The 26542-nt window shown below is 61.8% G+C and carries 30 protein-coding genes; 16 read left to right on the top strand and 14 right to left on the bottom strand.

Going from position 1 to position 26542, the window contains the following annotated elements; translation table 11 throughout:
- Positions 1-288: 288 nt before the first annotated feature.
- The 5 genes from RWT78_RS15850 to RWT78_RS15870 all read left to right on the top strand — a co-directional run bounded on the left by RWT78_RS15850 (position 289) and on the right by RWT78_RS15870 (position 6236).
- A complete protein-coding gene (locus tag RWT78_RS15850; RefSeq protein ID WP_037131491.1) occupies positions 289-1503 on the top strand; it encodes an ABC transporter substrate-binding protein in 1215 nt (404 codons plus the stop codon).
- The gene (locus RWT78_RS15855) at positions 1500-2357 is read left to right on the top strand and encodes a branched-chain amino acid ABC transporter permease (RefSeq protein ID WP_007726703.1); all 858 of its coding nucleotides are present in this window, start codon (positions 1500-1502) and stop codon (positions 2355-2357) included. Before RWT78_RS15850 ends, RWT78_RS15855 begins: the two co-directional genes overlap by 4 nt.
- 1 nt (position 2358) lies before the next feature.
- Positions 2359-4209 (top strand): ABC transporter permease subunit, encoded by a 1851-nt coding sequence (locus tag RWT78_RS15860; RefSeq protein WP_003944379.1) that lies wholly within the window; start codon positions 2359-2361, stop codon positions 4207-4209.
- Positions 4209-4928: an ABC transporter ATP-binding protein gene (locus RWT78_RS15865; protein ID WP_003944438.1), complete on the top strand. Its 720-nt coding sequence runs from the start codon at positions 4209-4211 to the stop codon at positions 4926-4928. Before RWT78_RS15860 ends, RWT78_RS15865 begins: the two co-directional genes overlap by 1 nt.
- 132 nt (positions 4929-5060) lie before the next feature.
- Complete coding sequence (locus RWT78_RS15870; protein WP_054827517.1) at positions 5061-6236, top strand: NADH:flavin oxidoreductase; 1176 nt, start codon at positions 5061-5063, stop codon at positions 6234-6236.
- Positions 6237-6388: 152 nt separating this feature from the next.
- Here the strand turns inward: RWT78_RS15870 and RWT78_RS15875 are convergent, their stop codons facing one another.
- Positions 6389-6706 carry a hypothetical protein gene (locus tag RWT78_RS15875; protein WP_314676555.1) on the bottom strand — a complete coding sequence of 106 codons (318 nt, stop codon included), beginning with the start codon at positions 6704-6706 and terminating at the stop codon, positions 6389-6391.
- Positions 6707-6882: 176 nt separating this feature from the next.
- Between RWT78_RS15875 and RWT78_RS15880 the strand changes: the two genes are divergently transcribed.
- On the top strand, positions 6883-7542 hold the full coding sequence (locus RWT78_RS15880; RefSeq protein WP_003944425.1) for a response regulator transcription factor: 660 nt from the start codon (positions 6883-6885) through the stop codon (positions 7540-7542).
- A gap of 7 nt (positions 7543-7549) precedes the next feature.
- On the opposite strand, the gene RWT78_RS15885 is transcribed toward RWT78_RS15880, so the two are convergent.
- On the bottom strand, positions 7550-7990 hold the full coding sequence (locus RWT78_RS15885; RefSeq protein ID WP_047269511.1) for a hypothetical protein: 441 nt from the start codon (positions 7988-7990) through the stop codon (positions 7550-7552).
- A 237-nt stretch (positions 7991-8227) separates the two neighbouring features.
- Between RWT78_RS15885 and RWT78_RS15890 the strand changes: the two genes are divergently transcribed.
- The 4 genes from RWT78_RS15890 (at position 8228) to RWT78_RS15905 (ending at position 11884) form a co-directional block, all read left to right on the top strand.
- On the top strand, positions 8228-9853 hold the full coding sequence (locus RWT78_RS15890; RefSeq protein WP_007726712.1) for an NAD(P)/FAD-dependent oxidoreductase: 1626 nt from the start codon (positions 8228-8230) through the stop codon (positions 9851-9853).
- Positions 9850-10647: a mycofactocin-coupled SDR family oxidoreductase gene (locus tag RWT78_RS15895; protein WP_058038555.1), complete on the top strand. Its 798-nt coding sequence runs from the start codon at positions 9850-9852 to the stop codon at positions 10645-10647. The genes RWT78_RS15890 and RWT78_RS15895 overlap by 4 nt, the downstream gene beginning before the upstream one ends.
- Before the next feature lie 4 nt (positions 10648-10651).
- Positions 10652-11482, top strand: coding sequence for a mycofactocin-coupled SDR family oxidoreductase (locus RWT78_RS15900; protein ID WP_314676558.1), 831 nt, complete (start codon positions 10652-10654; stop codon positions 11480-11482).
- A 99-nt stretch (positions 11483-11581) separates the two neighbouring features.
- Positions 11582-11884 (top strand): hypothetical protein, encoded by a 303-nt coding sequence (locus RWT78_RS15905; RefSeq protein ID WP_007726715.1) that lies wholly within the window; start codon positions 11582-11584, stop codon positions 11882-11884.
- A 186-nt stretch (positions 11885-12070) separates the two neighbouring features.
- On the opposite strand, the gene RWT78_RS15910 is transcribed toward RWT78_RS15905, so the two are convergent.
- Positions 12071-13504, bottom strand: coding sequence for an FAD-dependent oxidoreductase (locus RWT78_RS15910; protein ID WP_314676560.1), 1434 nt, complete (start codon positions 13502-13504; stop codon positions 12071-12073).
- Positions 13505-13927: 423 nt separating this feature from the next.
- Here RWT78_RS15910 and RWT78_RS15915 point away from each other — a divergent pair, with 423 nt between their 5' ends.
- Positions 13928-14239, top strand: a complete 312-nt coding sequence (locus RWT78_RS15915) for an STAS domain-containing protein (RefSeq protein WP_228232503.1) — start codon at positions 13928-13930, stop codon at positions 14237-14239.
- 236 nt (positions 14240-14475) lie between these two features.
- Positions 14476-15747 carry a DICT sensory domain-containing protein gene (locus tag RWT78_RS15920; RefSeq protein ID WP_314676563.1) on the top strand — a complete coding sequence of 424 codons (1272 nt, stop codon included), beginning with the start codon at positions 14476-14478 and terminating at the stop codon, positions 15745-15747.
- A 57-nt stretch (positions 15748-15804) separates the two neighbouring features.
- Here the strand turns inward: RWT78_RS15920 and RWT78_RS15925 are convergent, their stop codons facing one another.
- The gene (locus RWT78_RS15925) at positions 15805-16047 is read right to left on the bottom strand and encodes a hypothetical protein (RefSeq protein WP_064114255.1); all 243 of its coding nucleotides are present in this window, start codon (positions 16045-16047) and stop codon (positions 15805-15807) included.
- 72 nt (positions 16048-16119) lie between these two features.
- Complete coding sequence (locus RWT78_RS15930) at positions 16120-17490, bottom strand: cytochrome P450 (protein WP_080726744.1); 1371 nt, start codon at positions 17488-17490, stop codon at positions 16120-16122.
- A gap of 91 nt (positions 17491-17581) precedes the next feature.
- Between RWT78_RS15930 and RWT78_RS15935 the strand changes: the two genes are divergently transcribed.
- A complete protein-coding gene (locus RWT78_RS15935; protein WP_314676568.1) occupies positions 17582-18202 on the top strand; it encodes a TetR family transcriptional regulator in 621 nt (206 codons plus the stop codon).
- 31 nt (positions 18203-18233) lie between these two features.
- Here the strand turns inward: RWT78_RS15935 and RWT78_RS15940 are convergent, their stop codons facing one another.
- Both RWT78_RS15940 and RWT78_RS15945 read right to left on the bottom strand, forming a co-directional pair.
- Positions 18234-18857 (bottom strand): AAA family ATPase, encoded by a 624-nt coding sequence (locus tag RWT78_RS15940; RefSeq protein ID WP_314676570.1) that lies wholly within the window; start codon positions 18855-18857, stop codon positions 18234-18236.
- Complete coding sequence (locus RWT78_RS15945) at positions 18854-19288, bottom strand: nucleotidyltransferase domain-containing protein (protein ID WP_314676572.1); 435 nt, start codon at positions 19286-19288, stop codon at positions 18854-18856. The genes RWT78_RS15940 and RWT78_RS15945 overlap by 4 nt, the downstream gene beginning before the upstream one ends.
- Positions 19289-19380: 92 nt before the next feature.
- On the opposite strand from RWT78_RS15945, the gene RWT78_RS15950 reads away from it, so the two are divergent.
- Entirely contained in the window at positions 19381-19581 is a 201-nt protein-coding gene (locus RWT78_RS15950) for a hypothetical protein (RefSeq protein ID WP_314676575.1), read from the top strand.
- Positions 19578-20063: a flavodoxin family protein gene (locus RWT78_RS15955; protein WP_007726729.1), complete on the top strand. Its 486-nt coding sequence runs from the start codon at positions 19578-19580 to the stop codon at positions 20061-20063. The genes RWT78_RS15950 and RWT78_RS15955 overlap by 4 nt, the downstream gene beginning before the upstream one ends.
- Here the strand turns inward: RWT78_RS15955 and RWT78_RS15960 are convergent.
- The 3 genes from RWT78_RS15960 to RWT78_RS15970 all read right to left on the bottom strand — a co-directional run bounded on the left by RWT78_RS15960 (position 20036) and on the right by RWT78_RS15970 (position 21280).
- Positions 20036-20281, bottom strand: coding sequence for a hypothetical protein (locus RWT78_RS15960; RefSeq protein WP_003944366.1), 246 nt, complete (start codon positions 20279-20281; stop codon positions 20036-20038). The two genes, RWT78_RS15955 and RWT78_RS15960, sit on opposite strands and share 28 nt — an antisense overlap.
- The gene (locus RWT78_RS15965; protein WP_003944423.1) at positions 20281-20667 is read right to left on the bottom strand and encodes a nuclear transport factor 2 family protein; all 387 of its coding nucleotides are present in this window, start codon (positions 20665-20667) and stop codon (positions 20281-20283) included. The genes RWT78_RS15960 and RWT78_RS15965 overlap by 1 nt, the downstream gene beginning before the upstream one ends.
- A gap of 112 nt (positions 20668-20779) precedes the next feature.
- Positions 20780-21280, bottom strand: coding sequence for a flavin reductase family protein (locus tag RWT78_RS15970; RefSeq protein ID WP_276117142.1), 501 nt, complete (start codon positions 21278-21280; stop codon positions 20780-20782).
- Positions 21281-21521: 241 nt separating this feature from the next.
- Here RWT78_RS15970 and RWT78_RS15975 point away from each other — a divergent pair, with 241 nt between their 5' ends.
- Positions 21522-22223 carry a PadR family transcriptional regulator gene (locus RWT78_RS15975; protein ID WP_081557518.1) on the top strand — a complete coding sequence of 234 codons (702 nt, stop codon included), beginning with the start codon at positions 21522-21524 and terminating at the stop codon, positions 22221-22223.
- Between the two features lies 1 nt (position 22224).
- Here RWT78_RS15975 and RWT78_RS15980 read toward each other — a convergent pair whose 3' ends face one another.
- The 4 genes from RWT78_RS15980 to RWT78_RS15995 form a co-directional block, all read right to left on the bottom strand.
- Positions 22225-23007, bottom strand: coding sequence for an IclR family transcriptional regulator (locus RWT78_RS15980; protein ID WP_007726735.1), 783 nt, complete (start codon positions 23005-23007; stop codon positions 22225-22227).
- A 272-nt stretch (positions 23008-23279) separates the two neighbouring features.
- Positions 23280-24191, bottom strand: coding sequence for a biphenyl-2,3-diol 1,2-dioxygenase (gene bphC, locus RWT78_RS15985; RefSeq protein WP_314676582.1), 912 nt, complete (start codon positions 24189-24191; stop codon positions 23280-23282).
- 39 nt (positions 24192-24230) lie between these two features.
- Positions 24231-25412, bottom strand: a complete 1182-nt coding sequence (locus tag RWT78_RS15990; protein WP_019749417.1) for an acyl-CoA dehydrogenase family protein — start codon at positions 25410-25412, stop codon at positions 24231-24233.
- Positions 25413-25463: 51 nt separating this feature from the next.
- On the bottom strand, positions 25464-26542 hold a 1079-nt coding region (locus tag RWT78_RS15995), incomplete at its 5' end, for a Rieske 2Fe-2S domain-containing protein (protein ID WP_314676585.1).

The following is a 26542-nucleotide window of genomic DNA, read 5'->3' on the forward strand; positions in this document are numbered from 1 at the left end:
CGTCGAATCCGCCAGGGCGTGGAGCCGTTTCGGCGTTTCCACCCAGCGGGAAGAGATCTGTCGACGCCGCCTCAATGTGCATAGCGTCCGCTTCCATGACTCCACTTTTCAGCGTTTGACGTTATCCAGATCACATTCTATGCTCCATCCCAAGCAACTGCTTGCTAGATCATCAAGCGGGTGCTTGGTTGGCTGGTGCTCGAAATCAGGCACGTCCACCGGCCGATCATTCTTTCGTCAGGTATTCGCCTGACGTTCGGTGCATACATGTGTTCTAGGAGTGCAGACATGAATCGTCGGCCCATTCTTGTTGCGGCAGTTGCCGTGACGGCTCTGGCTCTCGCAGGGTGCAGTGGTTCTTCGGAGTCCGACGGAGGTGCGGACTCGCCCTACCGTGTGCTGCTGACCGGCGGGATCAGTGCACAGGGAGTCCTCGCGGCTAATTCGCAGACCTCGCTGCTCGCCACCAAGGCGGGCGTTCAGGTCCAGAACGAAGCCGGGGGGATCGGTGGCCGTCAGATCGAGCTCACCACTGTGGACGACGCGGGTGATGCAACCATCGCCGTCACCAAGCTGCGCGAAGCCATCAACTCGGGGAACAAGCCTGACCTCTACCTGAACTCGGGTCCGTCGTCGATCGCGGCTGCGGTTCTGCCGATCCTCAAGCAGAACAACATTCTCTCGATGAGCATGGCTCCCTCGCCCGATTCGACGGACCCCTCGAAGTTCCCGCTCAACTTCGATCTGGCTCCGGGTGCGACCGATACCGCTCGCGGAATTTCCGAGTACGCGAAGTCCAAGGGTTACAGCAGCGTCGGAGTCCTGCACGGCAGCACCGCTTACGGTGAGCTGTTCGGCGAAGAAATGACCAGTGCTTTGCAATCCGCAGGTCTGAAGGCCGCCGGTAACGAGGAGTACGACGCCGCCGCCTTGGACATGACGGCGCAGTTGCAGTCGCTCAAGAACTCGGGTGCCGCGGCAATCGCCTTGGATGCGTACGGCGCTCCTCTCGGATACGTGTTGCAAAGCCTCGAGCGACTCGGCTGGGACGTGCCGCTGGTCGGAAACACCTCGGTGTCTGCCACCAACCTGATCGCGAATGATCCGCCGGCCGGTGTGCTCGGCACCCCGCAGGTGAAGAACCTGGTGACGCAGGTGTTCACCAGCACGGTGTTCGATCCGAACAACGCGCTCGTCAACACGATGGTGGACACGATGGCGTCGCTGGGCTCCATCCCGTCGACGCTGATCCTCGCGGACAACTACGACGCATTCCCCCTCGTCGCGGCGGCAGCGGAGAAGGTCGGCAGTTCGACCGATCCGAAGAAGCTCGCCGAAGCACTGGAAACCGCAGAGGTTCAGGAGAATGCCAAGACCGCATTCCTCTCGCGCTACAACTTCAGCTCTGACAACCACGGCCCGAACCCGGATACCAGTGAGCTGAAGTTCATCAGCCCGACGAAGATCCTCAACGGTCAGTTCGGAAACCCGGCTGCGTCATGACCATTCTGTGGTCCGGATTGGCGCTCGGCGCGGTCTACGTGCTGGTTGCCATCGGGTACAACATCGTTTTCGTTTCCTCCAACACTTTCAACTTCGCTCAAGCTCAGCTGATGATGGTGGGCACTTTCGTCGCCTACACGGGTCTGGTGACCCTGAAACTTCCCGTTCTCGTGGTGGCCGTCATGGCAACCGTGACCGTGATGCTCCTCGCCTCGGTCGAGGAGATCGTCGCGATCAGACCGGTGGCCGATCACCAGAACCAGCTGGTCACCACGCTTGGCGTTGCCACGCTGCTCAATGGTGCCACTCAATTGATTTGGGGTAGTGAACCTCTCACGGTTCCGTTCTTCGGATCGAACGAACCGATCACCCTACTCGGCGGCCGTACCTACCCGGTCGAGATCGCTCTGCTGGTTGCGGCGATCGCACTGGTCGTCGGGTTGAGTTACGTCTCGAAGAAAACGATGACGGGTCTGGCTCTGATCGGCATCTCCGAGGATCGTGAAGCGGCGATGCTGCGAGGAGTCAACGTACGACGGTTGGCACTGGGAGCGTTTGCCTTCTCGGGTGCCTTGGCCGGTGTCCTCGGACTCTTCGTCGGCCCCAAGACGTTTGCAGTTGCGACGTTGGGCGCAGCGTTGGCCCTCAAGGGATTCGTGGCGTTGGCGATCGGCGGGTTCGGCTCTCTGCCTGGCGCTTTGATCGGCGGTCTGACCGTCGGCCTGGTGGAATCGTTCACCGCCCTGTGGGCGGGAAGTCAGTACAGCAATATCGCCGTCTTCACGGTGCTGATCGTCATCTTGATGGTCAAACCGGCTGGACTGTTCGGCAATGTCCGAGAACGGGTGGTGTGAGATGGTAAGTGCGTGGCGGACTTTCCGTTCCCTACCGAGCTGGATCATCCCACTCGTCCTGGCCGTGGTGATCCTGCTGCTGCCCGTGATGGGACTCGACCTGTCGACATCACGTCAGATTCAATTGGCCTGCATCCTGGCACTTGTGGTCAGTGGCCTGAACTTGAGCCTCGGCTTTGCCGGTGAACTGGCACTCGGCCAGGCAGCGATGTACGCGGCCGGTGCCTACACCGCGGGTCTGATGTCCCAGGCAGGTCACACCGACATTCTGCTTCAGCTTGCTGCCTCCGGAGCAGTGGCACTGGCGGTCGGAATCCTGACCGGTGTTCCCGGTCTGCGCCTGGGCAACTGGTCCCTGGCGATGACGTCGTTCTTCCTGGTTCTGCTGGTACCGGACGTACTGGCGATCTTCGGTGGCAAGACCGGCGGCCGAAACGGCCTCACCGGTATGGAGCCGCCGACGTTCTTCGGTTCCGAACTCGACACCCAGCAGTACTACATGGTGGTCGTCGTCGTGACCGTGCTCTGGTTCGCGGTGATGCGTAACCTGGTGGTCTCGCGCCACGGCATCGCGTTCCGCACGCTCAAGCAGTCGCCGGTTCTGGCGTCGTCGCAGGGTGTATCGGTGTTCCGGATGAAGCTGCTCGGTTATGCCATCGGTGCGTTCCCCGCCGGTCTGGCGGGTGCGCTGTTCGCCAACACCGACCTGTTCATCTCGCCGGAAGCCTTCGGGTTCACCTTTGCCACAGCAGTTCTGGCGGCGTCGATCCTCGGCGGTGCGGCAAGTGTGTACGGCGCCGTGGTCGGTGCCGCGATCATGCAGCTCGGTCCCAACCAGTCGACGGCGTTCCAGGAGTATTCGCTGATCTTCTACGGCGGCTTCCTGATCATCGGCGGTGTGCTTCTCTCCGGGGGTTTGACCAAGGTCGGGCGAGCGATCGTCTCGAAACTCGATCGCAAGGCCGGCCTGGGCGTAGTCACTGCAAAGGAAAACAGCGGTGGGACACCGGAACTGGCGCCGATCAACGGAGCACGGTTGGTGGTCGACGGAGTGTCCAAAGCGTTCGGTGGCAACCAGGCGCTCAATGCGGCAACCCTGACCGCAGAGGCCGGTAAGGTCACCGCGTTGATCGGGCCCAACGGTTCGGGTAAGACGACCATGCTCAACATGATCTGCGGCTTCTACACCGCAGATGCGGGCGTGATCACGATCGGTGACACGGTGGTCTCGCAGTCGTCGCCGCACAAGGTGGCGCGCGTGGGTGTGGCGCGCACGTTCCAAACTCCGACGATTCCGGAAAACATCACGGTTCTGGAAGCTGTTGCATCCGGACGTTATTCGGTGCACCGAGCGTCGATGGCGTCGGCTGTGCTTCGCCTGCCCAGCTTCCGCAGGATCGCGAAGGCCGACATCGTCGAGGCCGAGCGTGTCCTCGAACTCGTGGGGATGTCGCACTTGCGCAACGAGATCGCGACGTCGCTGCCCCTGGGGATGCGTCGCATGCTCGAGGTTGCTCGCGCCGTCATCGCCGAACCGAGGGTCGTCCTCTTCGACGAGGTGGCATCCGGACTCGACGAGGACGAACTCGAACGCCTGGCAGATCTGATCCGGGTACTGCGAGATGCCGGGGCGACAGTGGTGTTGGTGGAGCACAACTTCCGCCTCGTCCTCTCGCTGGCCGACGAGATAGTCGTGCTGGCGCAAGGGCAGGTGATCGCCACCGGCGATGCGGCAACCATCGAACATCACCCACGCGTCTTGAGCGAGTACCTCGGAGTCAAGTCCGGTGACGAAGAAGCACTTCTCGAAGAAATCGGCGCGGTAGACCATCAGACCAGTGAGGTGAAGTGATGGAACCGATTCTGAAGGTCCGAAACTTGCAGACCGGGTACGGCGATCTGCGCGTCGTCTGGGATGTCTCGTTCGACGTCTATCCCGGTCAGGTGACCGCCCTGCTCGGACGCAACGGCGCAGGCAAGACGAGCACGCTCCGTGCCCTGTCCGGCCTCAACAAGGTGGCCTCCGGAACCGTCGAGATGGACGGCGCCGACATCACCGGAGTCCCCGCGCACAAACGGGTACGACAGGGGATGGCGTACGTGCAGGAGGGCAAGCGGGTCTTCCACAAGCAGACCGTCGAGCAGAACCTCCTGCTGGGCGGGTACACCCGCAAGGCAAAGCGCGGCGAGCTTATGGAATCCGTCGAATCGATGTACGAGATGTTCCCGATCCTGGGGGAGAAGCGTTCGCTTCCCGCCGGTTCCATGTCGGGCGGTCAGCAGCAGATGCTCGCGATCGGCGCAGCGCTGATGGCGCAGCCTAGGTTGCTCCTTCTCGACGAACCTTCGGGCGGTCTCGCTCCCGTGATCGTCGGTGAGGTGATGGACCGCGTCCAACAACTCAAGGAAACCGGCCTGGCTGTTCTACTGGTCGAGCAGGCAGTCGAGGCCGCGATGAGCGTCGCCGATCATGTGACGGTCCTCGACATCGGCAAGGTGGTTCTCGACGCCGATGCCAAGGACATCGACGACCTGGCAGTGCTCAAGGATGCGTATTTCGGACGCGTCTGAACGGCAATGACGGCTTCAGCCCGGCCACCTCGGCCGGGCTGAAGCCGTTTCCCGCTCCGTGGCACGGGCCCTAGCCGGCTCGGGGCCATCGATCTACCGTCCTGCAAACAACTCCCGCGAGAGGCAAACTCTATGACCACTGCTCCCGACGTGCTCGCCCCGGCGAAGCTCGGCCCGGTGACCCTTCGAAATCGAATCATCAAGTCCGCGACATTCGAAGGCAAAACTCCCGACGCCCTGGTCACCGACGAGCTGATCGAGTTCCATCGTCGCCCAGCCGCCGGCGGAGTCGGGATGTCCACCGTCGCGTATTGCGCCGTCGCACCGGAAGGGCGCACCGAATACGGCCAGCTCTGGATGCGGCCCGATGCCCTCCCCGGGCTTCGGCGGCTCACCGATGCCATTCACGCCGAAGGTGCTGCTGCGTCGGCGCAGCTCGGCCATGCCGGTCCCGTGGCGAATCAGAAGTCGACCGGACTGCCCGCGCTGGCACCGTCGAGTTCGTTCAATCCGTTGAGCATGAGGATGATTCGCACTGCCACGACAGCGGACATCACCAGAATTGCGGCCGCGCACGGGAGCGCTGCGCGACTTGCCGTCGAGGCAGGATTCGACGCCGTCGAGATCCACTTCGGTCACAACTATTTCGCGAGCTCGTTCCTGAGCCCGAAACTCAACCGTCGTAAGGACTCCTACGGCGGATCGCTGGAGAACCGGGCTCGCGTCGTACTCGAAACTGCACGCAGTGTGCGCGATGCCGTCGGTGACAAGGTCGCGATCTTGGCCAAGCTGAACATGGACGACGGTGTGCCAGGCGGATTCTGGGTGGACGAAGCAATCCAGGTGGCGCAGTGGCTCGAAGCATCCGGAAGCGTCGACGCGCTCGAGTTGACGATGGGCAGTTCACTGCTCAACCCGATGTACCTGTTCAAGGGCGATGCGCCGATCCGCGAGTTCGCCGCCGCGATGCCGCAACCTGTTCGACTCGGTGTGCAGTTGGTGGGGAAGAGCATGTTGCATACCTATCCGTACAAGCCGTTGTTCATGCTGGAAGAGGCTCGGCAGATTCGTGCTGCGGTGAAGTTGCCGCTCGTGCTGCTCGGGGGTGTCACGGACAAAGCGGGCATGGATACCGCAATGGCGGAAGGGTTCGAGTTCGTCGCCATGGCACGGGCGCTGCTCAGAGAACCGGATCTGATCAATCGGATCGCGGCCGAATCCGATACCCAATCACTGTGCATCCACTGCAACAAGTGCATGCCCACGATCTTCAGTGGCGCCCGCTGCGTGTTGGTCGAACGCGTCTGAGGTGGTCAGCGCACACCACGTCCCGACATCCATGCGGATACCGGGTCGTGGGCCGTAGCGGATCAAGTTCGTGGTTGCATCAACGCTTGGTTCAGTTCTGCGTGAAGACGTCGTAGGAGGCGTTCATCGTGGGGTAGCCGGTGGCCATGTAGTCAGTGAGGATGACGTGCGTCGACGTTGTAGGTGACGTCGACACCGATACCGCGGGGATCGCTGCTGTAGGCGGTGACGATCTCGGTGGTGTGCGGGGCCAGGTAGGAGCGGGGGCCGTTGATCCACTGTCCGTAGGGGTTGGACGCGCTGTCCAGCAGCATCGGGTTGTCGGTGTTGTTGGTGATGGTCATAGCAACCGTCGGGCCGTCGGTGGGCATGGTGCCGGCGTTGGCGATCGCTGCGGTTCCCAGTGCGGTTCCGCCGACAGCGAGGGCGATTGCGGTGACTGCTACGAAGCGAGTGGTGTTGGTACGCATGATGTCTGCTCCTGGGATGGTGTGTGGTTGCCGTTCTCGGCGATGAATCAATCTTGTCGCGAATGAGTGCTGCAGTATGTCCGCCGACGGGGCCGTGGCGGGGTTGAATCTCTTGTCCCCCGATCGGGGGAGGCGTAAGTGCTCGCATTGCTGGTACGGGCGTGAGAAAGTGAGCAATGCGCGAAGGCACGAAGCCGCTGGCCGGCAAGGTTTCCGTGGTGGTCGGCGACGACCACCCACTGTTCCGTGAGGGCGTGGTTCGGGCTCTGACCGGCAGTGACAGCATCGACGTCCTGGGCGAGGCCGACGACGGCGCAGCAGCGCTCGCAATGATCCGCGAACTACGCCCGCAGGTCGCGCTGCTCGACTTCCGGATGCCGCACCTGGATGGAACTCAGGTCGCCGCCGCAGTCGTTCGAGACGAGCTTCCGACGCGTGTGCTTCTGCTCAGCGCTCACGACGAATCGTCTGTCGTGTACCAGGCCCTGCAAGCCGGTGCTGCCGGATTCCTGCCGAAGGAATCGACTCGCGCCGAGATCGTGAGCGCCGTGCTCGACTGTGCTGCGGGACGAGATGTGTTGCCGCCCAGTATCGCCGCCGGATTGGTAGGAGAGGTTCGGCGTCGTAGTGAACCGTCCGGTCCGACGCTCAGCGCCCGCGAACGTGAGGTTCTCGGATTGATCGCGCAGGGCGCCAGCATCCCGGTCATCGCCTCACAACTCTTTCTTGCGCCCTCCACCGTCAAAACTCACGTGCAGCGCCTCTACGAGAAACTCGGAGTCAACGATCGAGGCGCCGCCGTCGCCGCTGCAATGCGGCAGGGATTGTTGGAGTGAGCAAGCGTCACCGAAGCACGTACGTGACGTTCATGGCCGGGTAACCCGAGGTCATCGTCACCGTGACGTCGTGGCTGTCGGGGGCGTACGTACCTCCGGCATCCGCCCTGGTCTTCGAGTTGGTAGCACTGAAGACAAACACTCCACCGTCGTCGGAGCGGTACGTGAGCACGATGGGGAAGTCGTTCTGGTTCTTGCTCGTGGCCACAACGTTCACGTTCATGTTGGGGAGGATGTAGTCCGCCGGCGGGACGACCCAGTCGCCGTTCGGATTGGACGCATCGACCAGATACAGGGCCCCGCGACCCGAATTGCTGATCATCGCCGTCGTGACGGATGTGTCGGTCATCGACTTCACCGTGTTCGCACCGGCGGAGCGGGCAACCAGAGCTGCCATGCTGAGGCCGGAGAAGGAAAGTGCTTCGGGTCGAATTGTGTTGGTGCTCATCATGTTCTCCTCGATTTGTCGGTCTCGGTGACCGTGTGTTTCTGTGATGAGACAACTATGGCCCCGAAATCCCTTCGGGTCTGTCCACCTACGGGTCCGAGTGCTGGACGACATCGCTGTCCCCCGATCGGTGGACACAGCGCTCTCCGCCCACCCAGTGCCATGGGGTGGAGGCTCCGCCCACCCAGCGGGAGAACCTGTTCCTCTACCATTCAACCCACTCGTAGCGTGGCCACCATGACCGATCCTGACTTCTCCACCGCACCACTCGACGTCGTAGTCATCGGCGCCGGCGTCGCCGGCATGTACGCCATGCACCGACTTCGCGAGCAGGGGCTGCGTGTCCACGGCTTCGAGGCGGGCTCCGGAGTGGGCGGCACGTGGTACTTCAACCGCTACCCGGGCGCACGCTGCGATGTCGAGAGTTTCGACTACTCCTACTCGTTCTCCGAAGAGTTGCAACAGGATTGGGACTGGAGCGAGAAGTACGCCGCGCAGCCGGAGATCCTGTCCTACCTCGATCACGTCGCCGATCGCTTCGACCTGCGCAGTGGGTTCACTTTCGATACCCGTGTCCTGAGCGCACAGTTCGACGAGGACTCGTCGACGTGGCGAGTGCACACCGACGGTGGTCATGACGTCACCTCGCGGTTCGTGGTGTGCGCCACGGGCAGCCTCTCGACCGCGAACGTTCCGAACATTGCAGGTCGCGAGACTTTCGGCGGCGAGGTCTTCCACACCGGCTTCTGGCCGCACGAGGGCGTCGATTTCACCGGTAAGCGAGTCGGGGTAATCGGCACCGGATCGTCGGGCATCCAGTCAGTTCCGTTGATCGCCGAGCAGGCCGATCACCTTTTCGTGTTCCAGCGGTCCGCGAATTACAGTGTGCCGGCGGGAAACACGCCTCTCGATGACAAACGACGCGCCGAGATCAAGGCCGACTACGCCGAGCGTCGAGCGCTGTCCAAGCGCAGTGGCGGTGGATCGCCGTTCGTTTCGGATCCTCGCAGCGCGCTCGAGGTGTCCGAGGCCGAGAGGAACGCGGCCTACGAGGAGCGGTGGAAGCTCGGCGGTGTTCTGTTCGCCAAGACCTTCGCAGACCAGACCAGCAACATCGACGCCAACGCGACGGCGGCTGCGTTTGCCGAGGCCAAGATCAGATCGGTGGTCGAAGATCAGGCCATCGCCGACCTGCTGATCCCGAACGACCACCCCATCGGGACCAAGCGGATCGTGACGGACACCGACTACTACCAGAGCTACAACCGTGACAACGTGAGCCTGGTCGATCTCAAGAGCGCACCGATCGAGGCAATCGACGAGGCCGGGATCAAGACGACCGACTCGCACTACGAACTCGACGCATTGGTGTTCGCCACCGGTTTCGATGCGATGACCGGGGCACTCGATCGCATCGAGATCCGTGGCCGCAACGGCGAGACCTTGCGAGAGAACTGGCATGCGGGTCCGAGAACCTATCTTGGTTTGGGAGTTCACGGCTTCCCGAACTTGTTCATCGTCACCGGGCCGGGTAGCCCGAGTGTGCTGTCCAACATGATTCTCGCTGCCGAACAGCACGTCGACTGGATCGCCGACGCGATCAACCACCTCGATTCGGCGGGGATCGACACCATCGAGCCGAGTGCCGAAGCCGTGGACAACTGGCTCGAGGAGTGCTCACGCCGGGCGTCGGCAACATTGTTCCCATCCGCGAACTCCTGGTACATGGGAGCCAACATCCCGGGAAAGCCGAGGATATTCATGCCCTTCATCGGAGGCTTCGGTGTCTACTCCGACATCTGTGCAGACGTGGCAGCAGCGGGATACCGAGGCTTCGAGCTGAACAGCGCGGTGCACGCATGAGCCGGCTGGAGGGCAAGCGGGTACTCGTGACGGGTGCGGCCGGCGGAATGGGACGCTCACACTGTGAGCGGCTCGCCGAGGAAGGCGCGTCCGTGATCGCGTTGGATGTCGAACAGGCGCAATCGGGGTTGGCGGAAACCGCTCAGGCAGTGCGTGATCGAGGCGGTGTCGCGGTCACCGGTGTGGCGGATATTCGGGACTTCGACGGTCTGGCCGCCGTCGTGGCCGAGTGCGTTACCGAACTCGGCGGGTTGGACGTCGTGGTCGCGAATGCAGGCGTCTACGACACGCCGGGACCGTCGTGGACCATCGATCCTGCAGTGTGGAACCGCTCGCTGGACGTCAATCTGACCGGGGCGTGGCACACCGTCAAGGCCTGCGTTCCGCACTTCGGCGACGGTGGATCCGTCGTTCTGGTCAGCTCGACAGCGGGAATCAAAGGTATTGCCGGAGCAAGTCATTACAGCGCAGCCAAGCATGCCGTGGTGGGCCTGGCCAGAACGCTGGCCAACGAGTTGGGGGCGCAGAGTATCCGCGTCAACTCCGTGCATCCGGGTTCGGTACGTACCCCGATGATCATCAACGAGCGAGTGTTCGCGAACCTGTGCCCGGACATCGAGAATCCCACCGAAGCAGACGCTGCTGCAGTGCTCAGCGCTCGCAACTTGCTGCCGGTTCCCTGGGTCGATCCGGTGGACGTCAGTAATGCGGTCCTGTTTCTCGCATCCGCGGAGTCCCGCTACATGACCGGCTGTCAGTTGGTTGTCGACGCCGGCCTGACCCAGAAAGTGTGAATTGATGACTTCTCGATTGGAAGGCAAGATCGCGCTGATCACGGGTGCGGCACGAGGAATCGGGCGGGCTCAGGCCGTGCGTTTTGCCGAAGAGGGCGCGGACATCATCGCGGTCGACGTGTGCACCTCGGTGGAAACCACAGTCACGCCGCCCGCGACGGAGGCCGATCTCGATGAGACAGTGGCGCAGATCCGGGCGCTGGGGCGAAAGGTCGAATCCGCGGTAGTGGACGTTCGGGATCTCGAGGCACTACGCAGTGCCGTGGACTCGGCCGTCGGAACGCTCGGTGGTCTCGACATCGTCTGCGCTACAGCTGGTATCACGTCCTCCGACGGGGCCCTGACCATGTCGGAAACGATGTGGCAGACCATGCTGGACGTGAACCTGACCGGCGTGTGGCACACCACGACCGTCGCGGCTCCGCACTTGATCGAGCGGGGCGGGGGATCGATGACACTCACAAGCTCCATCGCCGGACTTCGGGGGCTGGTCGGAGTTGCGCACTACACCGCAGCCAAGCATGGAGTCGTTGGTCTGATGCGTTCGTTAGCAAAGGAACTGGCTCCGCACAACGTACGCGTCAATACGGTCCATCCCACCAACGTCGACACCCTCATGATTCAAAACCCGTTGGTGCGCGGCAAGTTCCGCCCCGATCTCGAGAACCCGACGCGCGAAGAATTTGCTGCCGCAGCGATGACGATGAACATGCTCGCCATTCCGTGGATCGAACCGGTGGACGTAGCGAACGCTGCTCTGTTCCTGTCTTCCGACGAGGCTCGCTACATCACGTCGGTCGCCCTGCCAGTGGATGCAGGAAGTTCGTCCCGCTGAGGTTTCGAACAGCTGAAATCTTGAACAGCTGAGGTTTTGACACGCTGAGTTCCGCCACGGTGTGTAGCGTCGGTTTCACCTAACCGAAAGGCGTACACCGTGGCGGAACGGCGCTATCTGGAAGTCACCGTCGGGACCAACATCGTCATGGTCCTCGACCACCGCACGGTGGAGGTCTTCGACCGCACCGCCGCGAGCACGAGCGAAGTGGCTCGTTGGCATGTCGAACACATTGCGGTGAAGGCGAAACCGTCGAAGTCGGGACTGAAACTCACCATCGGGAACAGACTCGCCGACGACTCGATCGCAGTAGCGGGTCCACGGGCATCGCTGACCGTTCCGCCGGAGAACGAGGCAGCCGTCATCGCGTTCTTCGACGAGGTCAAGGCTGCTCGGGTGTGAATCGGCAGAAGACCTTCGGCGCGGATGATTCGGGTTCTCTTGTCGAGCCCGTTGTGCGCTGTCACGATAGCGTCCCGGTACGAATCCCGGTTTCATCCGGCGCAGAGGATTCATCTGCGTGACGATCGACCACAACTGACCAGCCACGTAATTGTGCGTGGCTAGTCAGTCGAAAGTCCGGCGATATCAAGCTTTACGCGCGGCGGCATGGGCCCCGGCAACCCGGCCGAACGCTAAGGCGTCGGCAATGTGGAATCCGCCGTCCTTCGCCGCGCTGTAGGTGGAACTGACCGCGCCCGCGGCGTAGAGGCCAGGAATCGGATTGCGGGCAGTATCGAGTACGCGGGAATGACCGTCGCGCCGCGGCCCACCGCTACTCCATCCCAGCAGTGGCGACCCGGAGACGGCGTAGAACGGAGCGGTGGCCACCGGGGCCAAAGTTTCGGGATTGCGGCCGAACGAATGGTCGATGCCGTCCGCACACGCCTCGTTGTAGCGTCGCACGCTCGTTTCCACGACTGTTGGGTCCAGCCCGAGCTTCTCGGCGAGTTCGGCAAGCGTGTCCGCCTCGAGGATCCATCCCTTGTCGATCTCGGCTTGATTGTCCGAGCTCCACTCGTACCCTTCGTCGAGAACCCTGTGGCCGACGGGCAGTGCGTCGCGGCCGGGGCTCAGCTGTCCGGCCAACCTCATCGTCTCGTCGAAGACGACGTTCATCGGTTGCACCGGAAAGTGTTGGTAGGAACCCTCTCTGAACACATGACCATGCCGCATTTCGGCTGACTCGTCGGTGAAGCGTCGACCTTCCCGGCTGAGGAACACATAGTTGTGCGCATTCCACAGTGCGAGGAAGAATCCAGTCGGATTTTCGAGGTCGCCGGGAATTCCCGTAATGGTCATCATGTTGTTCATGTGCCACAGATCGGCGCCCACAGCCTGTGCCATGCGGTGACCGTCGCCAGTTGCCGATGGTGAGCCCCAGATCTTCGGATTCTCCAGACGCAAGTAGTCGCGCACCATCGTCGGATTTGCTTCGAATCCTCCGGTGGCAAGAATGACGCCCCGGCGTGCCTGGATCTGCGAAGTCTTTTCACCCGAACGGATCTCGACTCCGGTCACCGCACCGGATTCATCCGTCAGCAGTCCAGTGGCTTCGGTGTCGAATAGTGTTGTGATGCCGCGTTCAGCGAGAGCGGAGACGAGGAACCGGTAGAGAAGTTCGTTGCCCATCTTCCCTTCGACGGTGTCCATCCCTGCGTAACAAGAACTTCCGTCGAGTTCGGCGAACTCTGCCGTGGAATGGAAATCGCCGGTCATCGCTACAGTTGCACCCAGACTGCGGAGCCAGTCGGACAGCCCGTGAGTGTTCTCGGCCCAGGCATCGATAACGTCGATGGCAACGGGGAACTCCCCGTTCAACGAACGCAGGAAGGTTCGGGCGGCAGCGGGGTCCTGGTTGACGAACCATCCACTGCCGGACAGTCGAGTGTTGCCGCCCGCGGAATCAGGTCCGCTCTTTTCCAGAATTACGACCGATGCGCCGTCGGCGTGCGCTTGGAGCGCTGCGGCCGATCCGGCAGCGCCCGATCCGATGACGAGTACATCGACAATGTTATCCATGTCACAGAAGGTATTGCGGAATGGTGGTGCGGCGAACCCACCTTCCCGATGAGCGAGAAAGCCAGTGGTCGACGCCGCAGAGACGTCGCCCCGCAGGCACGTCGGGGGCCAGGCGAGGTATGCGTTCAGTGCGTCAGGGGTGGCTCCAAGAGTGCGATATCGCGCTGTGACGTTTTCGAGACCCTAGCGGTATAGATGTGGTTGTGTCGGCGAAACCTGCCGGTGGCAGAGTTCGCCTGGAACGCAGTGACCGACACGGTTGGTTATCCGACGCACAGTGATTCATCGCTGATTCGGGCGGTGGGGCACGCCGAGTCCAGACAAGAGGCTTTCATGACAACGATCAACGAACGTTCTTCAGCTGCAAATGTTCTCGATCTCTTTGACAGCGCCGGCCGAGAAGGGCATCGGTACAGTATCGACGTGGAAAGCTACACCCCTTCGTATGCGGTACTGAGACTTGCCGGAGAATTGGACATGGGTCAGCGGGTGGAATTGGTGCATGCGCTCGACCGACTTCTCCTGGTCGGCACCGATATTCACGTCGATCTCTCCGGCGTGACCTTCATGTCGTCCGGAGTGGCGAATGCCGTTGTCGATGCTGCGGGGCGTGGCAACAACCGCATTCGCTTGTTTGCCCCGACGCGAGCGGTCTCCATGATCTTTCAGGCTCTCGGCGCCTCCGAACTCATTGCGGGCGATGCCACGTCGACCGCTGATGCTCTCGGTGCTTGAGCCGGAAACGACTCCCACGAACGATGTGAAGTGAGCGGTGCTCGATACGCGTTGACTTGGTTTCTGGTCTGATCTGCGTGTCGATGTGCACTTTGCGGCGCGGGATCAGGTTGTCGTCACCGGGTTGCGCCGAGATTTGCGGTAGTCTCGTTCGGTGTCGAGCAGCCGGCGCCGCCATCGACGCGTCCGGCCGCATGAACGCTTGGTGGTCCCGACTCGTAGTGAAGAGCCACACCATGGCGTATGACACCAGCAACGGTTCGACATCGTCGAATTCTCCGATCACCCAGTTCTCCGATGTGATTGGTCTGGAAGTAAGCATGCAGTTCGCACCGATACGCCGCCTCGACGACCACGCACTTGCAGGCGCCGAGTTGCAATTGCGTGGGCCTGACAATTCCTCTCTGTGTTCGGCGCATGCCCTTCGTCGCGCCTCGCAATTGATGCAGCAACGCTCGGAATTCGACAGTCACAAACTGGCCATGTCCCGTACTGCACTCGCATGCACCGTCGCGGATCGCCTGCCGTTGCTGGTGGCCGTCGACTCGGCTTCCCGAGCAGCTCTGAACGCTCCTGGTATCGAAGGAGTGACGAGAAATCTGCAACGGATCGTCATCACGGTTGACAGCGCATCGGTGCTTACCGATCCCCACAACTCTCTGGCAGTGATCAGAGAAGCCCGCGCGGGCGGGCGTCTGATTGCACTCGACGGCGTCGGCATCGACAGGCACTCGGCGACACTTCTGTCTTTGGTTGAACCCGACATCATTATCACTTCCGCTGAATTGCTTTCCAAGGCAGCGTATTTCGAAGTCGGAACGACGGTGCACGCGCTCGGCGCCTACGTCGAGCGATCGAACGCGATTATCCTTGCCGAGGGTGTCGACTCGGAATCGTCCCGTCTTGCCGCAATCACCATCGGAGCCACATACGGAACGGGTGAGTTGTATCCCGCAGTCGACGATCCGAGTTCACTGTTGTCCGAACCGGTCGTCGCGATGCCCGACAGTCCGGTGTGGAGTGATCTCATCCCCGAGGTGGGCACTCCCTACTCGATCGTGTCTGCTCACAGCCGGATCCGGCGCGGTACCAAGCGTCTGTTGATCCAACTGAGCAAGTCCCTCGAAGCGCAAGCCGCCACATCGGGTTCCTCGATGCTTGTTCTGGGCACCTTTCAACAAGCCGAGCATTTCACCGCATCCACAACAGCACGGTGGCGTCACCTCGCCGATACCGTAGGGTTTGCCGGTGTCTACGGTGTCGGACTGTCCGTGATGCTCGACGGTAAAGTGCAACACGCACCTCTCGACCCGGGTGATGATCTGGTCAACGAGTGGACGGTCGTCACTCTGGGACCGCACCATGCGGCGATGCTGTCGGCGCGAGATCTTCATGACAACGGTCCAGATCTCGAGCGGACCTTCGACTTCGTGCAAACCTACGATCGCACCGCCGTCACCCAGGCAGCGCACTCTATTCTTCGTCGTTACCCCACGACGAATTCGTGAAACCGGTGCCGAGGGTCTCGACGTTCGCCGCGAGCGCTGCCCGACCGGCGATCGTGGCTAAGGATTGGCCGGGCGCCGCGCAGCACGTCTCTTTGCTGCAGAGTTGAGTAGATACCTTTCGGCGACCGTGTAGTCCGTGACGGTTGCGCCATCCGGCGCTGTGGTGTGGGTGAGCAGTTCGAGATAGCGGCGACGGAAGACATGGGCGTCGGATTCTGCGAGTAGGAACTCCGCCGCTGCGACGACCTCTGGTTTCGGAGCAGCGCGTGCATGCCGGTTTCGGGCAGGCCGAGTGCTCATGTTTTCCTCTGGATTTCGAAAGCGTCTGTGCCGGTAGTCATGTGCGGGTTGATCTTGACGTCGGTTCGGTCGCTACCGGTCATGAGAAGTCGTGAGTGGTTTCAGATCGATCGGCTGTCCGTCGGAGGGGAACGGCAAGGACATGTAGTTGAGAGGGGCGGTGTAGCCGGGCGCGACCTGCCAATCGAAGCGTGTGAGCAGGTGGTGCATGATCGCTTTGATTTCGACGCCGGCGAAATGCATGCCGAGGCATTTGTGCACGCCTCCACCGAACGGTTCCCAGGCATACCGGTGCACCTTGTCTTCACGTCGGTGGTCCGCGAAACGTTCGGGATCGAAATGTTCGGGGTCGGGCCAGTACTGCGGCATGTGGTGAGTGAAATGTGGCACCACTGACACGTAGGTCCCAGCGGGTACGAAGTGGTCCTGTATCTGGGTGTCACACACCGCTCGGCGAGCCATGACCGGCACGGGAGCGACGAGTCGGAGGCATTCTTTCATCACCAGGTCCAAGCCGGCGAGTTGGTCGAGTTCGGCATAGCTCGGCGTCGACGTACTCAGTGCGAGTGATTCCGCTCGACATCTGTTCTGCCACTGCGGATTCTGGCCGAGATATTGCATCATTGTCGAGATGGTGATGGTGGAGGTGTCATGTGCGGCCATCAGCAGGAAGATCATGTGATCGATCACCTCGCCGTCGCTGAAGCGCTGTCCGGTGTCTGATTCGATGTGACAGAGAACGGAAAACAGGTCGTCGGTTTCGCGTGAACGGCGCGCAGGTAGGTAGCGGCGGAAGAAGTTTTCGAGGGTTCGGCGCCCGTCGAGGCCGCGCTTCCATCTGGTGCCGGGAACTCGATAACGGATCACCGAGGTTGCAGCTTGCACGCAATCGACGAAAGCTTTTTTCACAGAGTCGATTTCGCTTTCAGTGGTCCCTTCCGCGCCGCCCATGAAGATGTCGGTCGCCAGGTTGAGTGTGAGAGCTTTGAGGGCAGTGTAGGCGCGGAACCCATCGGACGGAGTCCAGGCGTCGAGCGCGGAGGCGATCGCGGGATTCAGCACGTCCACGGTCTTTTCGAGACGCGATCTCGTGAAGGCTTGTTGCATGATGCGTCGTTGTCGTAGGTGCTCTTCGGAGTCGAGAAGCATCAGACCCCCGTGAAAGAAGGGACCGATGAGCACTGACCACCCGTCGCTGTTGACAAAAGCGCGGTCTTTGTTCTGGAGAACTTCTTGGCATGCGTCGGGCCCGAGGGCTGCGACCCACCGTCTACCGGCCATCGAGAACCACGAGACTTCGCCGTAACGATCCCAGCGTTTTTGCATCAGAGCGAGAGGGTCGCGGATGTATTCGAAAGTTTGCCCTATTCCGGGTAGTCCCGAATTGCCTGAGATGGGACGCAACTGCGACCGGATGGGTGGAGCGGCCAGGATTTTCGACATCACGTACCTGCCTTCAGTTTGCATCTGACAGTAGCGCCTGTCAGATGGGGGTAGTCTGCGTCACAGTCGCGTCGTCTGTCAAGATCGACTCATGGCTTCTCCCACGCCCCGTCGATATGCCGGTCTGAGTGGTGAGCAGCGGGCAGCGCTTCGGCGTGAAAGCTTGCTCGCAGCAGGACTGGACGTGTTTGCGGCCGCGGGCAGGCAGGGTGCCACCATGACCGCCATCTGCGCGCATGCCAAGCTGACAGAGCGATATTTCTACGAGAGTTTCACCAGCAGGGACGAACTCCTCCAGCAGGTTTTCGACGGAATCGTCGACGAGGTGCGCGTGGCCGGAATGGCTGCACTCCGAACGACCGATGGGACACGGGAGGAGCGCGTGCGGAGCGCCATTGCTTCGTTCGTCAACATCCTGACGGACGATCCTCGAAAAGGGCGTGTCGCGATGGTCGAGTCGGTGGCTTACGAGCCGCTGCGCACTCACCGGCGGGGAGCGCTGCGTGGGTTCGCGCAGATGGTGGCCGACGAGGCTGCGCTCTTGTACGGCGGTCGAGCTTGGCCTCCCCATCAGGGTGAGATCAACGGATTACTGTTCGTGGGCGGCCTGGCCGAATTGGTGACGGCCTGGCTGAACGGCGAGATCGACATCACGCCCACTGAGATCGTGGATGCTGCAACCTACCAATTCACATCCACAGCGCACCGATGAAGCGCGAGGTCGGCGATGAGGGTCGCCAACTCTAGTCGGCGGCATGTGTCGTGATGCGAGGCAGTTTCGGGTCTGAATTGTCGATGACACTGTCCGCTCGGGTCCAGGGCTCTGCGGCCGCGAAGTACAGCCGTTGGCCGCCGACGTAACGGTTCATCGACGGGTGTTCCGGATCCGCGTTCGTTCCGTCGCGAAGGTTCATTCGCTCGGCGGTGATCTCGAAGGGCACGTCGAGGAAGATCGAATAGTCCCATCGTTCGGCGAGTTCGTCCCGGTGCAGAAAGAGTCCCTCGACGAGGACCACGGCTCCGTCGGCTGCATGCAAGTACGCGTCGCTGTCCCGTCGTGGTCGGTACTCGCGGTCACCTCCCGGTCTCAGAGGGGCGAGAACATGACGTTCGAGGGCGTCGTAGTCGTAGCTGTCGAGCCAGAAGCCTTCCGGTGACAGCCGACCTCTGCGATGGCGAATCTCCGGCGGATTGAGGAAGTCGTCGACGTGAATCACAATGACGCGGCGTTCATTCAGCTGTGCTGCAAGACTTTTCGTGAATGTCGTCTTGCCGCTCCCGTCGACGCCGTCGATCGCGACGACGGGAGAGCCGCGCAGCGCGTATATTTCGGCGGCCAAGGTCTCGAAGACCGTCTTGGTGCTCATCGAGCAGTTCTTCCCGCGCTCGTAGCGACGCGAAGAGGCCCGGTGTCGTACAGGATTCGGTGGCCGTCTTCGAGGACGCGTCGAGTGCCCGCGTCGAGCGGAAGGTCGGCCCAGCCCTCGCTCGCGAAATTCAGTTCGACGAGAAGACCGGACCGTAGGCGGAAGCGTCGTTCTCGGACTGGTCCCCAGTTGGCGGCTCTGATGAATCGCGCGTCGGGGCGGAGCCGGTCGAACCAGTCTTCATTTGCGAGCGCGTTCGCGTCGTCGGCCAGGATCATCAGATCAAGATCACTCGCCATACGCTCCGCGCCGCGCGCGTAGGACCCGACCAGCGCTACAGCTTTGACGTCATCGTGCTCATCGGCCCATCGTTCGATGTCGACGAGCAGCGCGTTCACCGCACGTCTTCGCCCCTTCAACCTTGCTGACATACCGGCATCATTCCCCATCTCCACCATTGTCCGTAGCTTCGCCGGGACCTCTATCCTGGAACTGTCGGTGACAAGCCAGGGGAGGGATGCGTATGTCCAAGGAAGTATCGGCGGGTCTGGCTGTTGGTGCGATGGTTCTTGTTGCAGGCTTGATCTGGACTGGATTTCCCCTCGACACGTATTCGATTGTCGCCGTGATCTTTGCAATGTGCGGTGGATTCATCACTTGGATCTACGTACGCGCAAATGAAGAGAGCACCGGATACGCTGCGACGAAAGAAAGAAGTCAATGAAGACGATCATCGTGTGTACCTCTGTCTCCCATGGCAATACGAAGCTGATCGCCGACGTCATCGGAGAAGTTCTCGATGCTCGCGTGGTCGAGCCCGGTGACATCGACGCCGCGCAGCTCGCCGACTACGACCTGGTGGGGTTCGGCTCCGGCATCTACCTACGCTCGTACCACGCAGATTTACGCTCGTTCGTCGAGGCACTGCCCGAAGAACGGCGATCCAAGGCTTTTGTCTTCGCCACCAGTGGTTTTCCTGACAAGGGGATTCATCGCTTCTCGCGTCCACTGGTTCAGTTGCTCGAACAGAAGGGCTTCGATGTGGTCGCAGCCTTCTCGTCCCGTGCGTGGGATACCTATCTCCCGTTCAAGCCGTTCGGCGGTATCCGGAAGGGGCGGCCGAACGCCGACGACTTGGAATCGGCGCGCATGTTCGCCGAAATGCTACGCGGAAGCGTTCAGGACAGCTTGCCCGGCACCGGGTAGCTGCGCAGGCTCATCTCCAGCTCACCGGCGTCGGCAAGGTCGTTGATCGTCTGGCGCAGAGCGCCACACGTCCGCTGCGCGTTGGCACGGCTGTTCACGCGACCCAACTCCGGGCACACTTCCTGCGACTCTTCGAGCCATTGGACGCTGGTGTGCGCTTCGCTGTACTTCTCGACGAGGACGCGATTTCCGCAGTTGCGGCAACTGACCTGACGCATCAGCGTGCAATCAGATCGGCCGGTGACCAGAAGGCGCGCATGCTCGTGATCTTGGCGTCCTCGTCGAAAGTCATGACGTCGATCGGTTCGACCTCGTAGACCTGATCGCCCACCGGTGTGACGACGCGGAAGTGGAAGGCCGCGCTGGATCCGCTCACCCGCAAGGTAAGCAGTTCCGTCTCTTGCGAACCGCCCTCGAGAGCGCCGTAGAACTCGGTGATCGCGGCCTTGCCGACGCGGGGTTCGCTGCCGACCGGGTCTTCGAGCGTCGCGTTCTCGGCGTAGAGGGCGGCGATGTCCGCTGACGATCCGCGAGCCACGGCGTCGAGGTAGGTGGTAACCGTCGCCGTGATCGCGGCCGTGGTGTCTGGTTCGAGAGTGGTCATCGAGTTAGTCCGATCAGTCGAGAAGTTCAGGGTCTGACAACTACTTCGGACGCTATCGGTGCGGGCTCGATTCGGCGCCGGCATCTCCCACGCAGCGGGACAGCCTGAGCACTCAGGCGTCGAAGCGTCCGAACCCGCCGCGATAGAACAGAAGCGGACCGTCGTGGCGCAGCACGTTCAGATCGGTGATGCGTGCGACGACGATGGTGTGATCACCGGCGTCGTGCTCCTGCTCGACCGTTGCTTCGATGCGGGCGAGCGCGCCGCTCAGCGCCGGAGCACCGTTGCCGGCGGCATCCCACTCGACGCCGAGGAACTTGTCCGTCCCGCCGCGCGCGAACGCCGAACACATGTCCTGCTGATCGTGGGCGAGAACATTGATGCAGAGAGTTCCCGTTTCGCGAAGCTTCGGCCAACTTGTCGACGTCTTCGCCGGGCAGAACGAGAGCAACGGGGGATCAAGCGATACCGAGACCAGGGACTGGCAGGTGAAGCCGAGGGGTGAACTTCCATCGTGAGCGGTGATGACGGTGACGCCGGTGCAGAAATTGCTCATCACGTTGCGAAGTGTGCGTCCGTCCAGAACTGGCGGCTCGGCGTTTTCCACGGTCATGTCGTCTCCTTGTTCAAATCTTTTGTCCAAAACTCTGCAAACAGCCTTCGGAAGCAACGATGTGTGGCGCCGCGGCCGTAATCCAGCGGCAGTCCCACTCAATGGCAGCAATGGCTTCTCGGCACGGGTCAGGACCGACCGAGTGTCAGGTGGAGGGGTCTCGGGCAAATTTGATCCCGCTCAGCGGTCCGTTCGGATTCTACGAAACCAGCAAATGACCAGTGATTGTTAGACTTCGGGCATGTCCGAACCTGATGACGTGTCCCGAGGACTTCCCGCTACCAGCTGGGCAGTGCTCGGGATGCTGACGTTCGGGGAGGAATTGACCGGAAACGATTTGAAGAAGTGGGCTGACTGGAGCGTCGGCTTCTTCTACTGGAGCCCGTCCATCAGCCAGGTGTACGCAGAACTGAAGAAGCTCGAAAGCATCGGGTTCGTGGAGTCCCGGGTCGTCTCCGAACCAGGGGTGCGAGGCAAGCGCCTTTACTCCATTACGCAGTCAGGAACCGACGCCGTCCGGACGTGGTCACGGGAGGCACCGGTGGAAGTTCCGGTGCTCAAGCACGGTGTGATGTTGCGTCTGTGGATGGGACACCTCAACGAGCCCGAGCGACTGAAGGCGCTGGTGGAAGCCCACATCGCCAATGTCGAAGAGCAGATTCGACGCGCGAAACTCCACGCAGATCATGCCGAGAACGAGCCGGCCTGGTCGTTCCCGGTCATGACGTTGCGATGGTCGGAACGGTACTTCCGAGCCGAGATCGAACTTGCTCGCGAACTGCTCGACGACATCGATCGTGCGACCGCCGAGTTCGCGAACGTCGCCGAGCACGACCGACTGGGATCACCGTTGCCCTCGACGCCTGGCAGATGGAAGAACGTCGAGGAGTACGTGTTGGCGCTCGAGCAAGCCGGGCTCACCGGCAACGGTTCGAGTATCTGAGTCAGGCCCCGGCTGCGGTCGGCATATTGCGCAGCAGATGACGACGTTGCAAAGTCGGAGTGACGCTCAGCGATCCGCCGTCGATGCCTCGCCAAATGGCAGCGGCCGCCATACGGACCGGCGCTGCGCTGACGTGGTCGAGGCGGAGGGCCTTCGACGGCGCGCAGATGGATACCGCGGCGACGGCGCGGCCGATGGGGCCGATCGGTGCCGCAAGACAGCTGAATCCCGGTAGGCCGTTTCCGGATTCGAAGGCCACCCCGGACTCGCGGATTCTGGCGAGGTGGGGCAGTGCGTAGCCCGAGGACTTCGGCGAACCGAACGCGAGTAGTGCCTGACCGATCGCAGTGGTCTCGGCGCGGCGTCGACCACCGACACGCGTCGGCACTGCGGCGGCGAGGCGTCCGCCGATCTTCTCCATGTAGACCACATCGGGCCCGTCGAGGATGCCGAGGTGAACCACGAATCCGGTGACGCGGTAGAGCTCGTGGAGAAGAGGCATGGCTGCAGCGTGGAGGCGGTCCTGATGAACCGCGAGCGATCCCAGTTCGACGAGGCGCATACCGAGTTCGTAATCGCGGCCGTCGCGACGCAGCCAACGCATCGAGACGAGACGTTCGAGCATGCGGTGGGCAGACGAGCGGGGAAGGCCCGTGCTCCGAACGACTTGAGCGAGCGTCAACCTGCCGGGACCGTCGAAGGCGTCGAGAACCAGCGAGACGCGATCGAGAATTGCTGTCGGGGCCGAATCGGCGCCTAAAGCATCCACAGCCTGCAGTGTCATCGTGTACCTCACTTCTCTTAGAGCTCCACAACCAGTGAACTGGCTATTTCAATTAGAAATAGTGTCATAGAGTTGCGGATTTGTGAAGTGGATCACCGGTCTGTTTTCGGGCGCGTCACAGTGGAAACGACGAGGGGGCTTGCGCGAATGCTCGCGCAAGCCCCCTCGTCGGTTTACTACTGGCAGGTATTGCATCGCCACCGGCAGGTATTGCATCGCCACCGGCAGGTATTGCATCGCCACCGGCAGGTATTGATCGCCATCGGCGGGTACTACATAGCTGCCAGTGGTTCGCTTCCGGACCAGTCGTGGCCCCAGTAGCTGTCAGCGGTGATCTCCTCGGAGGAGTACGAGTCCTGATCCACCCTCGCGCCCTCGGTGCCGAACTCGATGTCCCAGCCGCCGGGTGCGCGGACGTAGAAGGAGATCATCTTGTCGTTGGTGTGACGACCCAGGGTCGACGACACGGAGAATCCGTCCTTCATCACGCGGTCGAGTGCCTGGCCGACGGCGTCGAGGGTGTCCACCTCGACCATGATGTGAATCAGGCCGGGTGCGCCGCCGTGCGGTGCCGGGCACAGGGCCAAGCTGTGGTGACGCTCGTTGACGCCCATGAAACGGATTCGCAGCGGCCCGAATTCAGGCGGGGCCGGCAGGCGGAAGGCGCCGCGCGGGTAGAAGCCGAGCACCTCGGTGTAGAAGTCGAAGCTCGCAGCACTGTCCATGACGGGGAGTACGACGTGGCCGAGACCCTGTGCGCCGGTGACGAATCGAGCGCCGAAGGGCGTCACCACGGGGCTGTGGTCGAGGATCGCTCCGTGGAAGACCTCGATGGCTGCTCCGCCGGGATCGGTGAAGGCGATGACCTCTTCGACCCGTCGAGCATCTGCTTCGGCGAGCGAAAGCTGCTCGACCTCGGTGCCGTTCTTTTCGAGTGCTTCCTGAACGCGGCGCAGTGCGGCGTGGTCGGCGACCTCCCAACCGATGTTGACGATCTCGTCGCGCTCACCCTCGACGACGACGATGCGAGCAGCACGCTCGTCGAGTCGTAGGTAGAGGGCGTTCTCGTCCGGCCCACTGCCCTTGGCGAAGCCGAGAACATCGAAAGCGAAAGTGCGCCAACGTGCCATGTCGTTGGTCGAGATCTTGACGTAGCCAAGTCCCTTGATGTCGGTGTGTGTCATCGTGTTCTGTTCCTGTCGATTTCTTGTGTCGAAGTCTGATCAGATCATCGCCCGCAGCGGACCCTGCGGGTCTGCGCCGAGACGGCTCAGTGATGCGGCGTGGAAAACGGTGCCCGGCACGTGAATTGCGTGATGCTGTCCAGCGTGAGCATCGCGCCAGAATCGCTGAAGCGGCTTGTCCATCCGCAGTGCGTTGCCACCGCAGCGTGGGTAGACCTGATCGATTGCGTTGATGGCGCGCCAGGCGGCCTGCACCTGAGTCTGACGTCCTTCCGCGCGCTGCTCGAAGGTCACTTCCTTGCCTGCGTCCACGCGATCCCACATGCGGTCGACGTTGGCAAGCAGGGTGTCGCGCGCAGCCCGGATGTCGGCGGTTGCCTGACCGATGGCGAACAAGGTGTACGGGTCGTCCTTGACCGCCGTACCCTGCGCGTTGATGCGATCGGCTTGGTACTCGTTGGCGTGGAAGAGCATTCCCTCGCAGATGCCGATCGTGGCGGCGGTGATTCCGAGGGGGAACATGTTCGACCACGGCATGAGGTACAGCGTCTCGGTGCGCCCGTACTTGCGCACTGCCGTGCCGTCGATGACCTCGTCGCAGTCCATGACGCGGTAATCGGGGACATACGCATCCTTGACTACGAGATCCTTGGAGCCGGTGCCGCGAAGTCCCATGACATCCCACGAGTCTTCGATGATCTCGTAGTCGGTGCGCGGAATGATCACATGGAGCATGCGCGGCGGCATCTCCATGTTGCCGTCCTTGTCACACGCCATCGCGCCGAGGAATGCCCAGTCGCAATGGTCGGTACCGGAGGAGAACTGCCAGCGACCGGAGAACTTGTAGCCGCCGTCGGTGGGGATGCACATACCGCCGGGCATGTACGGCGATGCCATCCAGGTGTCGGGATCGGATCCCCAGATCTCCTGCTGCACCTTGGGATCTGCGAAAGCGAGTTGCCACGGGTGAACTCCGACGATCCCGTGGACCCAGCCGGCCGACGGGTTCAGTGAAGCCATGCGCATGACGGTTTCGGCGAATTCGCGCGGATGCGCCTCCATGCCGCCATGCTCCTTGGGTTGCAGCATGCGGATGGAACCGATTGCCTTCATCTTCTTGGCGGTGTCGTCGGCCACCCGGCCGATCCGCTCGGCCTCGATGCCTTCGGCGAAGATGTCGTCGGCCATCGCGTTGATCTGTTCGAGCACTTCGTACGTCATGTTGTTCCTTGCATCCAGTCTGGTTGTCTCAGCAGTGTTTTCGACTGCAGATCAGGAGGTTGTCTCGAGTGCCTGGGCGTCGCGTGCGGCAACGTTTTCGGCGACTTCCCGCTTCCAGCTCTCCACTGCGCGGGTGGTGTCGATCTCGAATTCGAAGCGCTTCGTCATGTCTTCCGTGACATTCTCGACGTCGGTGTAGAACTGGTTGTACCAGCGACGCAACTGGTAAACCGGGCCGTCCTCCTCGGAGAGCAGCGGGTTGTCGATCGGGGCCTTGTTCTTCCAGATCTCCACGTCCTGAAGGAATCCCATCTCGACGCCCTCGGTGAACTGCGCGGCCATCGCGGCAGTGGACTCGTCGTCCATACCGGGAAGCTTCTTGACCATCGCGCCGTACTGCAACACGAAGGCATTGTTCGAGATGGGGTAGTGGCAGTTGATCAATACAGTTTCGATGATCTGCCCGTTGGCTTCGCTCTTGATCCAGTCGATCATGTACGACGGTCCGAAATATGAAGCATCCGAACGGAGCACAGCGTTGGGATCGCCGTAGTTGGTGCCGCTGATGACGTCCTCGCGTCCCACCGATTCCATGTACTGGCTCGCGACGTGACCTTCGAAGATGTTCTTGAAGTACTTGGGGAACGAGTAGTGAACGTAGAAGAAGTGGGCCATGTCCACGACGTTGTCCACGATCTCGCGGCAATGAGAGCCTTCGATGGTGAGCGTGTTCCAGCTCCAGTCGCTCCACTCATCGCTTCCGAAGCCCTCGATGTCGGGAATCGTGACCTCGGCGGGCGGGGGATTTCCCTGGGGATCGTGCCAGACGAACAGCTGACCGTTCTTCTCGAGTGTGGTCCACGCCCGCGTCTTGGCCAGCGGCGGAACGCGTCGTGCGTAGGGGATCGCCGTACATTTTCCGTTACCGCCCCAACGCCAGTCGTGGAACGGGCAGGCGATCGAATCGCCCTTGACGGTTCCGTGAGCGAGGTTGCCACCCATGTGGCGGCAGTAGGCGTCGAGAATCTTGATGTCGCCCTTGCTGTCGGCGAAGACGACAAGGCTGGTGCCGAATGCCTCGATCTGGTGGGGCTGACCGTCGCGATAGGTATTGCTCAGTCCGAGGCAGT

This window comes from uncultured Rhodococcus sp. (assembly GCF_963525155.1).
Lineage (GTDB): Bacteria > Actinomycetota > Actinomycetes > Mycobacteriales > Mycobacteriaceae > Rhodococcus_F > Rhodococcus_F qingshengii.

Excerpts from the sequence above, each read along its gene's own strand:
- RWT78_RS15850 (WP_037131491.1), top strand. The coding sequence starts at position 289 with ATGAATCGTCGGCCCATTCTTGTTGCGGCAGTTGCCGTGACGGCTCTG.
- RWT78_RS15855 (WP_007726703.1), top strand. The coding sequence starts at position 1,500 with ATGACCATTCTGTGGTCCGGATTGGCGCTCGGCGCGGTCTACGTGCTG.
- RWT78_RS15860 (WP_003944379.1), top strand. The coding sequence starts at position 2,359 with ATGGTAAGTGCGTGGCGGACTTTCCGTTCCCTACCGAGCTGGATCATC.
- RWT78_RS15865 (WP_003944438.1), top strand. The coding sequence starts at position 4,209 with ATGGAACCGATTCTGAAGGTCCGAAACTTGCAGACCGGGTACGGCGAT.
- RWT78_RS15870 (WP_054827517.1), top strand. The coding sequence starts at position 5,061 with ATGACCACTGCTCCCGACGTGCTCGCCCCGGCGAAGCTCGGCCCGGTG.
- RWT78_RS15875 (WP_314676555.1), bottom strand. The coding sequence starts at position 6,706 with ATGCGTACCAACACCACTCGCTTCGTAGCAGTCACCGCAATCGCCCTC.
- RWT78_RS15880 (WP_003944425.1), top strand. The coding sequence starts at position 6,883 with ATGCGCGAAGGCACGAAGCCGCTGGCCGGCAAGGTTTCCGTGGTGGTC.
- RWT78_RS15885 (WP_047269511.1), bottom strand. The coding sequence starts at position 7,990 with ATGAGCACCAACACAATTCGACCCGAAGCACTTTCCTTCTCCGGCCTC.
- RWT78_RS15890 (WP_007726712.1), top strand. The coding sequence starts at position 8,228 with ATGACCGATCCTGACTTCTCCACCGCACCACTCGACGTCGTAGTCATC.
- RWT78_RS15895 (WP_058038555.1), top strand. The coding sequence starts at position 9,850 with ATGAGCCGGCTGGAGGGCAAGCGGGTACTCGTGACGGGTGCGGCCGGC.
- RWT78_RS15900 (WP_314676558.1), top strand. The coding sequence starts at position 10,652 with ATGACTTCTCGATTGGAAGGCAAGATCGCGCTGATCACGGGTGCGGCA.
- RWT78_RS15910 (WP_314676560.1), bottom strand. The coding sequence starts at position 13,504 with ATGGATAACATTGTCGATGTACTCGTCATCGGATCGGGCGCTGCCGGA.
- RWT78_RS15920 (WP_314676563.1), top strand. The coding sequence starts at position 14,476 with ATGGCGTATGACACCAGCAACGGTTCGACATCGTCGAATTCTCCGATC.
- RWT78_RS15925 (WP_064114255.1), bottom strand. The coding sequence starts at position 16,047 with ATGAGCACTCGGCCTGCCCGAAACCGGCATGCACGCGCTGCTCCGAAA.
- RWT78_RS15930 (WP_080726744.1), bottom strand. The coding sequence starts at position 17,490 with ATGTCGAAAATCCTGGCCGCTCCACCCATCCGGTCGCAGTTGCGTCCC.
- RWT78_RS15935 (WP_314676568.1), top strand. The coding sequence starts at position 17,582 with ATGGCTTCTCCCACGCCCCGTCGATATGCCGGTCTGAGTGGTGAGCAG.
- RWT78_RS15940 (WP_314676570.1), bottom strand. The coding sequence starts at position 18,857 with ATGAGCACCAAGACGGTCTTCGAGACCTTGGCCGCCGAAATATACGCG.
- RWT78_RS15945 (WP_314676572.1), bottom strand. The coding sequence starts at position 19,288 with ATGTCAGCAAGGTTGAAGGGGCGAAGACGTGCGGTGAACGCGCTGCTC.
- RWT78_RS15950 (WP_314676575.1), top strand. The coding sequence starts at position 19,381 with ATGTCCAAGGAAGTATCGGCGGGTCTGGCTGTTGGTGCGATGGTTCTT.
- RWT78_RS15955 (WP_007726729.1), top strand. The coding sequence starts at position 19,578 with ATGAAGACGATCATCGTGTGTACCTCTGTCTCCCATGGCAATACGAAG.
- RWT78_RS15960 (WP_003944366.1), bottom strand. The coding sequence starts at position 20,281 with ATGCGTCAGGTCAGTTGCCGCAACTGCGGAAATCGCGTCCTCGTCGAG.
- RWT78_RS15965 (WP_003944423.1), bottom strand. The coding sequence starts at position 20,667 with ATGACCACTCTCGAACCAGACACCACGGCCGCGATCACGGCGACGGTT.
- RWT78_RS15970 (WP_276117142.1), bottom strand. The coding sequence starts at position 21,280 with ATGACCGTGGAAAACGCCGAGCCGCCAGTTCTGGACGGACGCACACTT.
- RWT78_RS15975 (WP_081557518.1), top strand. The coding sequence starts at position 21,522 with ATGTCCGAACCTGATGACGTGTCCCGAGGACTTCCCGCTACCAGCTGG.
- RWT78_RS15980 (WP_007726735.1), bottom strand. The coding sequence starts at position 23,007 with ATGACACTGCAGGCTGTGGATGCTTTAGGCGCCGATTCGGCCCCGACA.
- bphC (WP_314676582.1), bottom strand. The coding sequence starts at position 24,191 with ATGACACACACCGACATCAAGGGACTTGGCTACGTCAAGATCTCGACC.
- RWT78_RS15990 (WP_019749417.1), bottom strand. The coding sequence starts at position 25,412 with ATGACGTACGAAGTGCTCGAACAGATCAACGCGATGGCCGACGACATC.